Annotated in this window: 11 protein-coding genes; 5 read left to right on the top strand and 6 right to left on the bottom strand. The window is 44.4% G+C overall.

Annotated features, from left to right (window positions below):
• Window positions 1-30: 30 nt before the first annotated feature.
• The 5 genes from C6H04_RS02285 to C6H04_RS02265 all read right to left on the bottom strand — a co-directional run bounded on the left by C6H04_RS02285 (window position 31) and on the right by C6H04_RS02265 (window position 5,042).
• On the bottom strand, window positions 31-1,626 hold the full coding sequence (locus C6H04_RS02285) for a BspA family leucine-rich repeat surface protein (RefSeq protein ID WP_233711820.1): 1,596 nt from the start codon (window positions 1,624-1,626) through the stop codon (window positions 31-33).
• 633 nt (window positions 1,627-2,259) lie between these two features.
• A complete protein-coding gene (flgK, locus tag C6H04_RS02280) occupies window positions 2,260-4,080 on the bottom strand; it encodes a flagellar hook-associated protein FlgK (RefSeq protein ID WP_104695096.1) in 1,821 nt (606 codons plus the stop codon).
• Between the two features lie 9 nt (window positions 4,081-4,089).
• Window positions 4,090-4,518, bottom strand: a complete 429-nt coding sequence (locus C6H04_RS02275; protein WP_104732204.1) for a hypothetical protein — start codon at window positions 4,516-4,518, stop codon at window positions 4,090-4,092.
• Window positions 4,519-4,581: 63 nt separating this feature from the next.
• The gene (locus C6H04_RS02270) at window positions 4,582-4,797 is read right to left on the bottom strand and encodes a flagellar biosynthesis anti-sigma factor FlgM (protein WP_104695098.1); all 216 of its coding nucleotides are present in this window, start codon (window positions 4,795-4,797) and stop codon (window positions 4,582-4,584) included.
• 56 nt (window positions 4,798-4,853) lie between these two features.
• Window positions 4,854-5,042, bottom strand: a complete 189-nt coding sequence (locus C6H04_RS02265) for a hypothetical protein (protein WP_104695099.1) — start codon at window positions 5,040-5,042, stop codon at window positions 4,854-4,856.
• A 76-nt stretch (window positions 5,043-5,118) separates the two neighbouring features.
• Here C6H04_RS02265 and C6H04_RS02260 point away from each other — a divergent pair, with 76 nt between their 5' ends.
• Genes C6H04_RS02260 through C6H04_RS02240 form a run of 5 tightly spaced genes read left to right on the top strand, consistent with a single transcriptional unit; the run spans window position 5,119 to window position 9,805 of the window.
• Window positions 5,119-6,270 (top strand): peptidoglycan DD-metalloendopeptidase family protein, encoded by a 1,152-nt coding sequence (locus C6H04_RS02260; protein WP_104695100.1) that lies wholly within the window; start codon window positions 5,119-5,121, stop codon window positions 6,268-6,270.
• Window positions 6,270-6,872 (top strand): NUDIX hydrolase, encoded by a 603-nt coding sequence (locus C6H04_RS02255; RefSeq protein WP_104695101.1) that lies wholly within the window; start codon window positions 6,270-6,272, stop codon window positions 6,870-6,872. The genes C6H04_RS02260 and C6H04_RS02255 overlap by 1 nt, the downstream gene beginning before the upstream one ends.
• Window positions 6,865-7,953, top strand: a complete 1,089-nt coding sequence (locus C6H04_RS02250; RefSeq protein WP_104695102.1) for a plasminogen-binding N-terminal domain-containing protein — start codon at window positions 6,865-6,867, stop codon at window positions 7,951-7,953. Before C6H04_RS02255 ends, C6H04_RS02250 begins: the two co-directional genes overlap by 8 nt.
• A 2-nt stretch (window positions 7,954-7,955) precedes the next feature.
• Window positions 7,956-9,335 carry a glycolate oxidase subunit GlcD gene (gene glcD, locus C6H04_RS02245; protein ID WP_104732203.1) on the top strand — a complete coding sequence of 460 codons (1,380 nt, stop codon included), beginning with the start codon at window positions 7,956-7,958 and terminating at the stop codon, window positions 9,333-9,335.
• On the top strand, window positions 9,332-9,805 hold the full coding sequence (locus C6H04_RS02240; RefSeq protein ID WP_104732202.1) for a methylated-DNA--[protein]-cysteine S-methyltransferase: 474 nt from the start codon (window positions 9,332-9,334) through the stop codon (window positions 9,803-9,805). The genes glcD and C6H04_RS02240 overlap by 4 nt, the downstream gene beginning before the upstream one ends.
• A gap of 2 nt (window positions 9,806-9,807) precedes the next feature.
• Here C6H04_RS02240 and C6H04_RS02235 read toward each other — a convergent pair whose 3' ends face one another.
• Complete coding sequence (locus C6H04_RS02235) at window positions 9,808-11,160, bottom strand: FAD-dependent oxidoreductase (RefSeq protein ID WP_104695105.1); 1,353 nt, start codon at window positions 11,158-11,160, stop codon at window positions 9,808-9,810.
• Window positions 11,161-11,202: the final 42 nt, after the last annotated feature.

The following is an 11,202-nucleotide window of genomic DNA, read 5'->3' as shown; positions in this document are numbered from 1 at the left end:
AGTGGCTGAAGGGGTGGGGGTAGTGAAAAATTATGTGCAATCAAGGTCTCTTTCTTGATTGTGCATTTTCATTCCGACAGCATGGTAAAACATGCAACGGATATTGGCTTGGTGTAAATGCCAATTGCTAAGGTCCTGGTTAAAACTTTGGGTGTAGGCGAACATTTTATACATGTTGACTACCTTTTTAGTATTCCAGCTTGAGAGTTTCTGGTTAAAACTTTTAGCATAAAAAAACATCTGCTGCATGTTTGTAACATGGCCGGTATCCCACGTGTCCAAGGGCTGATTAAAAGCAAAAGAGCCATAGAAAAGATAGGACATGTTTGTAACATGGCTGACGTTCCATGTCCCAATAGGTTGATTAAAAGCAGTGGCGTATTTAAACATGCCTTGTAGGTTAGTTGCGTTCACTGGATTCCAGTGCGTGATATTGCCATTGAAATTATAGGTCAGACTGAACATATAGCTCATGTCTTCAACATGACTCACATCCCATGCATTAAGATTTTGGTTGAAGTGTTTGCATCCATAAAACATGAAACTGGTATCTTTCACATGCTGCATTTCCCATGCATCTAAGGGGCGGTTGAATGATCCAAGTGCAAACATAGCCTTCATGTTCTCTACACTGCCCGTATCCCAATTGTTTAAAGAAACTTGTACCTCTCTGCCCATGAATAGCCCTTCCATGTTCTTCACATGGCTCACATCCCAAGTCTGGATACCCTCTAAATCCGTGCGCCCCTCCAGGGTATGACAACGATTGTAGAACTCCAGAATTTTAGCGTATTCACTATCCTGCACTTCCCACAAAATGCCACTCTTAATGGGGAGTTGTTGGAGTCTTGTGTAAATATTCTCTTTATTACAAAACAAGTAGCTCATATCTTCGATCAGCCCCGTGTTGATAGTCTCTAATGCTACATTTGGATCGTGCAAAAGATTGATTAATTCTTGTTTTGTCTGGGGGTAGTGTATAAAAGTAAAAAGGTTAGAGGGGATGTGCGAGGCACCTGAGGTATTTTTGATCTGAGTACCTAGAAACATGCCCTGAATCCTAGCCTGTGCCAAATTTTTCCACATCTTAACATTTTGGTCAAAGCGTGTGGCATCAGCGAACATATAGCTGAAATTTTGACGAGGTTTGTGGGCACGATTCCAACGATTCCAGCGATTTAGAGGTTGGTTAAACGCTTTGGCACGGTAAAACATGTAACTAAAATCTACACCACTGGAAGTGTTCCATGCGTTTAGAGGTTGGTTGAAACTAGTCGCATTAGCAAACATGTAACTAAAATCTACACCTTTAGAGGTATTCCAATGCGCTAAAGGCTGGTTAAAATTGATGGCATTGGCGAACATATAGCTGAAATTTTTAACATGCGCTGTATTCCAGCGTCTTAACGAATGGTTGAAGCGTACTTGATTCATGAATAATCCCTCCATGTTCTCCACACGGCTAACATCCCATGTTTCAATACCGCTAAAATCTTCCCGATAGGGTGTGCAAATGCCTTTTTTCTCCAAAGGAGTCTGTAGGCAAAAAAGATAACTCATATCTGTAATATGGCGTGTGTCAATCTGTGACAGTGAAGTATTAGGGTCTTTTAAAAGCTGTTGCAACTCAACTTTACTTTTGGGAGTAAAGATAAGGCGAGCGTGTAACAACGATCCCAGAAACGGAAAAGCTAAAGAGAAACTTATTAGTAGACTCTTTTTAAAAGACATCACAACAAACATGCTCACCTCAAAATGAACAGGGCATATACGACCATGCCATGGTATGGCGTAGCTCCGCATATTAACATGGGCTCTCTTAAAAAAGCAATAGTATCTGTATTTGTTAATACGAACAAGTCTATTTTTTTCGTATTCTAGTGAGTATTCGAATAATATAATAGCATTATGACTATGTGATAGATTATGTGATAGATTATGTGAAAAACCATGGTGCACATATCTTAGATTTTTAAGTCATGGTTGCACATGTTACTTTATTATACAATTTGTGTAACCCACCAAATAGCATTGTCATTGACTAATCCTCAGCTATACAAGCCTAGCACAGCTAAAGTAAGGCATATTTGCAGTTACTTTAATAAAAGCTTTTTTAAAATAAGTCTAGGCTTTGTGGTTGAGTTTGAGTTTAATTCTGTAGGTCAGCGGGAAACGATCCTGCGGGTACTCAACAAGTCTTTTGTGTTAGTGCCTGTTAAGACACCTCAGCCAGGAGGTCACTCCTCTCAGGAATGCGTTTCATTGCTTCATACCTAGAAGGGTTTCAATCATGCGATCGATGGCGGTGATCACCTTAGCGTTAGCTGCATAGCCTCCCTGGTATTTAATGAGATTGACCATCTCCTCATCACTATTCACTCCAGAAATCGCATCGTGTTCTTTCTTGACGACACCTAAAATGGCTTCCTTACTTTCTAACGCACGCTGAGATTTCTCGGCTTCCGTATGGATTTTGCCAGCCACAAACTGGTAAGACTCCTCGATGGTCATGGGTGTATTGTTGAGCTTATTGTGGTAGAAGTCTACCTTGTCGTATTGGAGCTGCTGCATCATGTTTGCTACATCAAAGTTCCCATTGATGGGGGCTAACCAAGGGCGCAGGGCAGTGGGTTCTTTCTTATAGGTGGTGTTGAGCGCGATGTTGCGCGCGCTATCCCCCTCAAAAAAAGTATTAAGTCCTAAAGCCCCTGTGAAATTACTCCCATGGTCTTTAATTGAAACAAAAAGTCCTTGGGAGGGATTTTTAGCTTGGATACTAAATTGTTTAGCCTTGTTGTCAAAATGTGCGATGAAGTAATCGTCAAAATCGTTCATGGTGTTGTTGTCGTGATTATCGTCCGTATTGGCATTGATTTGGGCGATCACATCTTGCATAGTGGTAATAGGAGTGATATGAATCGTTCTCTTGGCTAACACCTGCCCATCTGTATTGTAGGCCACCACATCGAAGCTCCCCTCTTTGATATTGTAATTGGTATCTTTGAGTGCGGTACGATCTTGAAACTCCACAATCTTGCCCTCAACACTGTGGGCTGCGCTCTGGGCGTAGATAGCGTTTGTGGATTCGATCAAACCTTTGGCAAAGATGTCCAGTGCATCCAAATAATTCTGCAACTTGCCCTTAGTAGTGCCATGCGAACCATCATTGTAAATCCCCATGAGCGCGCCTACCTTGCCCTGATCGATTTTATCGGTGATATTGAGCACTTTGAAATCATCCCCTCTAAAGTAAATTTGGGCGAGCTGATTTTTATTGTCGCTATTTTCCACCACCAATGGGTGAAAGATGGCCCCATCCACGATGTTAAAGCCATAGCCTATATTCAACACATACCCATCGTCAAAATCCGCCACCTTGATGTCATTAGCCGAATTGGTTTGCACATGCATTTTAGACACATTCCCCCCGATGAGTTCCTTGAGATGAAATTCTAAGGCATCGCGCTTATCCCTGAGCTCATTAGCCTGTTTGAGAGTTTTAGGGTCTTCCATTTCTTTGAGATGTTTGTTGATATTGGCGATCTCTGCCCCAATGCGATTGACCTCTTTGACAGAACTGATGAGTTCTTGGCTTGCCTTGTGTTGCAAAGTAACCAAACGCGCACGGGTATCCTGGATATTGCGCGTGAGAGTCTGGGTCTTCTGGGCTAGGGCTTGTTTGGTAGCGGGGTCTTTAGCATTCTTGGCTAAATCTTTCCAGGCATTGAAATATTCTTGTAAATCGTTATGGATTCCCACTTCTTCCATATCTGAAAAGTAGGAGGACGCTTCGCGCAAATTATCAAATTGGGTGCTATAGAAAGCATGTTCTTGATTAGCTCTGGCATAGCGTGCAAAGACAAACTCATCATGCACGCGCTGGATAGTTTCCACATTCACGCCCATATTCACATTGCGATCAGTGTAAGCAAGACTATTTTGAGGGCGTGCAATCACACGCTGGCGGCTGTAAAACTCATCATTGGCGTTGGAGATATTATTACCCGTTACATCCACCATCACCTGATGGGCTTGCAACCCGGTATACGAAGTATTGAGGGAAGAGAGGATACCGCCCATGCTGATCCTTTAAGCCTGCACTTGCAGAAAACTACTGCTTACGGTGCGCTGATTGTAGTAACCCGTACTTTCATGGGGGACGATCTGCTGTAACAGCGAAGAATAAAACTCGGATACCGCAAACACAACTCGCGCATAATCCGCATTGAGCTCTTTAAGATGTTCTAAATGTGCGCGCATATCTTTCAAGCATGCATTACTGGCATCATCCAAGAGCTCTGTGAGAGGTGTGCTGGGATTTTTTTCCATCAAGTCAAGCATGCCCTGATCGAAGAGGGCTTTACAACTCTCAAAAGACTTGACACGCTCTTGTTTTTGAGTATTGCGCGCGAAAATCGCCTCGTGTTTAGCAAGTCTGATATCTTCGAGGTCTTGTAAAGTTAAATCGATTAGGGTTTGCAAATCCTCTAAGGACTGCTGGAGATAAGTAGAAAGCATGCAAGCTCCTAAGGCGCAATCTCATACCAAGCGCCCAAGAAGCCTTAGAGCGTCAGTATCGCCCTAGCCAAGCAAAGTTTGTGCCATTTTATGCGAGGTATTCTCCAAATCTACCTTGTAATGCCCCGCTTCAAGAGACTTTTTGATTTGGGCCACCTTGTCTGTAGCAGCCACTTGTTCGGCATGGTGTTTAGCGCTCTGCTGAGAAGCACGCACACCGCTATGATTGACATGAGAGAAAGAATTGAAAGAAGCGTGGCTACCAACAGATTTAACCATGGTCTATCCTTTCAAGAATTTTTCTACCATATCGACCGACTGCGTAAATTTTATAGTCACTGCATGTGTTTTTCCAATTCTTTGCGCAATTCAGTCGCAGTGGCGGGGCGTCTTTTTTCCCCACTATCTTGAAAATTCGTACCAGAAGATTTAAAAGCAAAAACCAAAAGGGAGAATAGCACGCCACAGAAAACTAAAAAAACGATGGTGGGCACCAACCAAAGCTCAAGGATAGAGTTTTTCATAGATCCTCCATAGGAATAGAATTCGTATAAGCTATTATAGACTATAATGGTGAGTTTACGCGTATTTTAAGGGAGAATGATGGTTCGACTGATTTGGACATGGTTGGCGTGCCTAGCGTGTAGCTATGGGGCAATTGGGGAACGCTTGGCATGGGATAAAGGTGCGACACTACTAGGTTTCCTGGATAAAAATGGCATCGATTCCAGGGTTTACTACGATTTGACGCTCCAAGATAAAGAATTGGGTGCGGAGATTCGTGCAGGTGTGTCCTACTACACTTTGAGAGATGATCAAGGTGTCCTTTTACAGGCCCTGATTCCTGTGAGTGAAACCGTACAGTTGCGCTTATCTAAAGAAGAAAAACGCTATCGCATCGATTTTATTCCTATCGTTTTCAATAGTGTGCAAAAGACTTTGAGCTTGCGTGTGCAAAAATCCCCCTACAAGGATATTTTGAGAGTTACAGGAAATGCTAGACTTGCTCAGGAATTTGTGGATATTTACAAGAAAACAATCGACTTCAGACGCGCCGTGATCAAAGGTGATCAGCTCATCGTGATCTATACAAGGAAGCATCGTTTAGATCGCCCTTTTGGTTTCCCCAATATCCAGGCGAGTATGCTGGAGACAGCGCGAAGACCTCATTATGTTTTTGCTTATGAAGGGAAGTATTACGATGCGCAAGGTAAAGAGATTATGGAATTTTTTTTAGAAACCCCCGTGCGTTATTCCAGAATTTCTTCCAAATTTTCTCATGGGCGCATGCACCCTATCTTGAAACAAATGCGTCCTCACTATGGTGTGGATTATGCGGCCAAATTTGGCACGGCTGTTCACGCGGCAACAGAGGGGAATATAACTTTCATGGGTTATAGGGGAGGGTATGGCAGAACGATTGAAATCAAATACGGCAAGGAGTTGCGTCTGCTCTATGCGCATTTGAGCGCATTCGCACCAGGTTTGAAATTACACGGCTATGTTAAGAGAGGTCAACTGATTGGCAAAGTGGGTAGCACGGGTTTGAGTACAGGACCACATCTGCATTTTGGAGTTTACAAAAATGATCGCCCTATTGATCCCCTAGGGCGTATCCGCACCGCTAAAAACCAACTCAGTGGCAAGGATAAGGAACACTTCGCGCGCTTCATCCGTCCTTATCAGGATGTCATCAGAGATACACGATCCTTTGAATACGCGCAACAAGAAACTCTCAAGATTACTTACTGATGGTGCGTTATTCCAGCATTCAGGTTGTGGAGTGTGCACACTCACCCTATATCCGACCTCAGAGCGTTCTCTATGAAGAAAACGGGGTACATAAGCGTTGGGATATGATTCATGTGCACGACAGTGTTGCCGTATTGCTCTACCATGTAGAGTTGCGGCATTATGTAGTTGTGAAGCAATTTAGACCCGCCGTATACGTGAATGCACATCTATGTAGGGGTGAAGATATGGATGGCTACATGTATGAGCTGTGCGCGGGACTTGTGGATAAACCTCACAAAACTTTAAAACAAATTGCGTGTGAAGAAGTCTTAGAAGAGTGCGGTTATGCCATCACGCCAGATATGTTGGAATCCATTGGAGTTTTTCACTCGGCCACTGGCATTAGTGGAAGTAAGCAGAGTATGTTTTTTGCGCGTATCCGCCAAGCCAACCAACGCCATGCAGGTGGAGGTGTGGAGGGAGAGTGCATTGAAATTGTGCACATCCCATACGAGCAAGTGCGTAGCTTTGTGGCAGATACACACATCCCCAAAACGATAGGGTTGGGCTATGCCTTAAATTGGAGTGTTGAAAAAATAAAGGATGATTGTCATGATTAGACGCTTGTGGGTGGTATTTTGTCTGGTAATGACAGGGATACTTGGAGCCCAAGAGTGGAGTGCCGCTCTCAAAATCAATATTGATGCTGTAGATAAGCTCAAAAAGCTCGTGCGTTTTCAGGCTTACGACTTAAAGGTGGGAGAGAGTGGGTATATTTTAGCTAAACTCACAGATTATAATGTCATCGTCGCACAGATAGAAGTGGTGCGCGTCCATGATGGGGTAGCTGTGGGCAAGTATAGTCCCTACAGCGTGATGAAGCAGCGCCATCTGCCCACGCCTAGAATGGAGCCCAAAAAGGGTTATTTAGCCATCTTTAGAGAGTTCAACCACCAAGCCTTTCTCATCGCACCAGATGCGCAACTGTATGATCAGATTAAAGACAATTACAAGGATGTTGAGTTCATCAATTCAGATCTGTTAGTGGCATTTTTGAATGGTTTTGATCCAAACGCGCGGAACTTAAGAAGAGCCTGTGACATCTACAGCGCAGGTCTACTCTACATTGTAAGCACGGAACATTTAAATATTCTGGACTGCCAAAGTTTTGCCATTCTAGAGAGTCAACATTTAGACACATCGCAAGCCACCCGTAGTAGCACTCCATTTTACTCTCGGGTAGAGGGGATAGACAAGGGTACCTTGGGAAAATTCTTTGGTGGAGGAAAGGCTAAGCATTATTTTTCTTTCTACGACAATTTGCTCAAACAAGAAGCGCAAAAAAACTTGGCTAAAGCGCGCGAAAAAGAAGATAAATTCGAATTCAAAGAGGACATGAAAAAGGCCAAAAGCGCTGAGGAAAAAAAGGCTTTGAAGAGAGAATTAGAGCAAGAGCTCAAAGCAGATGAACTAGTTGCTCCTGAAGAATCTCCGCAGGAGCGCTTGGAAGAAAAATCCCTAGATGCCTCCAGTCAGGAAAAAAAGAAAGAAGAGGCGATTGAGGAGAAAAAAGCGCGCAAAGCGCGAATTAAGGCCGAAAAAGCAGAAGAGCGGGCCAAAAAGAGGGAAGCTAAAGAGGCTAAAAAACGCGCCAAAGAGGAAGAAAAACTTCAAGAAGAGCAAAGCCAACACAAGGAGTGAGTATGCTAGAAGCTGCCCATACCCGGTATTTGAGCCAACTTGTAGGTGAGGACAATTTTTACATAGACCCCGCCCATCTCCAAGCCTATGCCTATGATGCTACTAGGGAGCGCCACTTACCCGATGGAGTGATTTTTCCCAGACATGAAGAAGATGTGCGCCAAATTTTAGCTTATTGCAACGAGCATAAAATCATCATTGTGCCACGGGGGGCGGGGAGTGGCTTCACGGGGGGAGCATTGAGCGCGCATGGGGGACTAGTTTTGAGCCTAGAGAAGCATTTAGATCAGATTTTAGAAATTGATGAAAAAAATCTGATTGCGCGCGTGCAACCCGGAGTAATTAATAAGCATTTTCAAAACGAAGTAGAGAAGAGAGGGTTATTTTACCCCCCCGATCCGGCTAGTCAGGATCAAAGCACTCTAGGGGGTAATGTGAGTGAAAACGCTGGAGGAATGCGCGCAGCCAAATATGGCATCACTAAAGATTATGTGATGGCCTTGCGCGCCGTCTTGCCTAATGGCGATGTAATTAGGGCGGGCAAGAAAACGATTAAAGATGTCGCCGGGTTCAATGTAGCTGGGATTTTGATCGCCTCTGAGGGCTGTTTAGCTGTGATTACAGAAATTACCCTGAAACTTCTAGCCAAACCCAAACTTAAACAATCAGCCATGGGGGTGTTTGCTAGCATTCAAGATGCGATGGAGGCGGTGTACAAGAGCATGGCTAGCGGGGTCACCCCGGTGGCAATGGAATTTTTGGACAACCTGAGTATCCGAGCGGTGGAGCAACGCTTTTGCAAGGGCTTGCCAATGGAAGCGGGTGCGATTCTCATCACGCAAGTGGATGGGAGCGTGCCCGAGCAGATTACATGGCAACTGACCCAAATTGAAAAACACTTTAGAGAAAATGGCTGTGTGGATTTTTGCGTAGCTCAAGATGCCCAACAAGAAGAAGATTTATGGTTTGCGCGCCGTAACGCCTCCCAAAGCATTAGCATTTATGGCAAGAAAAAGCTCAACGAAGATGTAACCGTACCACGGGCTAGTTTACCCGCCCTTTTGCAGGAAGTAGAGCGCATCAGTCAAACCTATGACTTGCCCATTCCTTGTTTTGGGCACACCGGCGATGGGAATGTGCATGTCAATATCATGCTTGAAGACCCCGATACACAGCTAGAAAAGGGGCAACAAGCCATGGAGGAGATTTTTAAAAGCGCAATTGCTTTAGGGGGCACACTAAGCGGGGAGCATGGCATTGGTTTGTCTAAGGCAAAATTTATGCCTCTAGCCTTCACTCCTGAGGAAATGGGATTGTTTAGGCGCATTAAAAGCGCGTTTGATCCCAACAACATTTTAAACCCCTTTAAAATGGGGCTATGAATTGCCAACACTTTTTTAAAACTCCCAAGAGTTTTCCAGTGCCCTATTTGCACCTGCGCACCAGCGCGCTAGGCTTGCAGGCCATAGATTTTACACACACCCCGGGTGAAAACGACCCTCTTACAGATACCATGCATGCTGCGATCAATGCCCTAGAGAATTACTTTAGGGGCACTCTCTATCGCTTTGACTTACCCTTAGAGCTTATAGGCTCATCTTTTCAAAAACAAGTTTGGCAGGCACTACAAAGCATCCCCTACGCGCAAACCCGCAGTTACGCCCAAATTGCCGCCCAGATTGCTAAACCTAAAGCCTACCGCGCGCTAGGCAATGCCAACCATGCCAACCCCTGCCCTATTGTGGTTCCTTGTCACCGCGTCGTGCGTGCCAATAGCGAGCTGGGGGGTTATGGGGGTGGTGTGAAAATCAAGGCGTGGCTTTTAGATCATGAGCAACACCACCTGCATTAACCCTAGCCTAACTCCTCAGGAGAGAGTTCTTCATAAAAACGCTCAAGGTCTAAATGAGCACCCAAATACTGCGTGATCTCTTTGGCATCCTTGAGAGCATTTTCTAAACAGCTAGTGGCACCCGGAGAGGGGGTCATGTTGAAAGTTACCCCTTTATGCGTAACAATCTTTCTCTCTCCTAGCTCTAGCTTCTTTTTAGTGCGATCCAACACCTGTGGACGCACCTCCCCAAAACCAGCGGCATATTGCAGATCGCTTAGGGAGAGTGAGGGAATAATTTTGCGGGCATCTTTTAGAAATTTCCGTTTGCCGATGTAGGGAAGCTCAAAGACCATGTTTTTAAATACGTAATTCCTAATATCTCTTTCTGTGAACAGATCAAAGACAATGCTCGCCACATCTGTATTGCAATCCATCTTAATGAGTTCCCAACTAATACCCCTTAGGCAGGAAGTCTTGTGGCGTTCCAACTTGGGCATGGCTAGAGCAGTAGGCCCTAGACGGGTTTTTCCCTTGATCCACACATCTGGATCGCCATGTAAAGCGGCAAAGGGGAGTTTGGGGTTTTGTACGGTGTAAACTTTGCCCCGTAATAAATTAGGAACAAAGTAAAAGCTTCCTGCCACGGGCAAACACCCCAAATCCAAGCCATAACCCATGGATTGGGCTAAGGGTAGCGAATACGATCCCGCATTCACAAGGACAAATTTTGCATAAATCTCATCGCCTTCCGTCGAAATCACGGCCCATTCATCCATGCAAGGCTCGATTCTGCCCACCTTAAAGTTGAAAAAAACATGGTTGCTAGAATTGAGAGCCATAGCCTCTTCTACAAAATTTTCACTCAATAACTCAAAATTCATCCCACACCAATAACTCTCAAAGCCGCTACCCACGACATTATCGGGGCGATCCAGGCCATGCTCTTCTAAGATGATCTTAGGTTCAATCTCTTTGAGTTTAGCCTTATCAAAGAAAGTCAGACCGGGGTAAATTTCTTGAAATTCCTCATGCCGTTTGGTAATGAAAGCGCATTCCTTATCCCCTACTCCAATGGCCATCTTCTGCATTTCGAAAATAACTTTGTTTTGAAGATTTTTATTCAGGGCATAACGGCGAATCTTCTCAGCTGCGAACTTGACTTTTCTGGCCTTCTGAGCGGTGTAGTTGGTTTCAATGGCTCCATCGTGGATTGTCTGAGAATTGGCCTTTGCGTTAGAGCTCACTTTAGCCAAATTTTTCTCTCTTTCCACGAGGGCAATTTTTTTTAAATCCGTATACTGACTCAAGGTCCACAGCAGGGCACAGCCAGAAACCCCACCCCCCACAATCACCACATCAAAATCACGCTTCATGAATTCCCTTTAACTTTGTTTAAAAATGCGGATTGTAACACA

This window comes from Helicobacter salomonis, from assembly GCF_900197775.1.
Lineage (GTDB): Bacteria > Campylobacterota > Campylobacteria > Campylobacterales > Helicobacteraceae > Helicobacter > Helicobacter salomonis.
The sequence above is the reverse complement of the archived record's forward strand: the minus strand, read 5'-3'. Positions and strand labels throughout refer to the sequence as shown.

What these genes read in the sequence shown, in the direction of transcription:
- flgK (WP_104695096.1), bottom strand. Translation starts at nt 4,080, where the DNA reads ATGGGCGGTATCCTCTCTTCCCTCAATACTTCGTATACCGGGTTGCAA.
- C6H04_RS02275 (WP_104732204.1), bottom strand. Translation starts at nt 4,518, where the DNA reads ATGCTTTCTACTTATCTCCAGCAGTCCTTAGAGGATTTGCAAACCCTA.
- C6H04_RS02270 (WP_104695098.1), bottom strand. Translation starts at nt 4,797, where the DNA reads ATGGTTAAATCTGTTGGTAGCCACGCTTCTTTCAATTCTTTCTCTCAT.
- C6H04_RS02265 (WP_104695099.1), bottom strand. Translation starts at nt 5,042, where the DNA reads ATGAAAAACTCTATCCTTGAGCTTTGGTTGGTGCCCACCATCGTTTTT.
- C6H04_RS02260 (WP_104695100.1), top strand. Translation starts at nt 5,119, where the DNA reads ATGATGGTTCGACTGATTTGGACATGGTTGGCGTGCCTAGCGTGTAGC.
- C6H04_RS02255 (WP_104695101.1), top strand. Translation starts at nt 6,270, where the DNA reads ATGGTGCGTTATTCCAGCATTCAGGTTGTGGAGTGTGCACACTCACCC.
- C6H04_RS02250 (WP_104695102.1), top strand. Translation starts at nt 6,865, where the DNA reads ATGATTAGACGCTTGTGGGTGGTATTTTGTCTGGTAATGACAGGGATA.
- glcD (WP_104732203.1), top strand. Translation starts at nt 7,956, where the DNA reads ATGCTAGAAGCTGCCCATACCCGGTATTTGAGCCAACTTGTAGGTGAG.
- C6H04_RS02240 (WP_104732202.1), top strand. Translation starts at nt 9,332, where the DNA reads ATGAATTGCCAACACTTTTTTAAAACTCCCAAGAGTTTTCCAGTGCCC.
- C6H04_RS02235 (WP_104695105.1), bottom strand. Translation starts at nt 11,160, where the DNA reads ATGAAGCGTGATTTTGATGTGGTGATTGTGGGGGGTGGGGTTTCTGGC.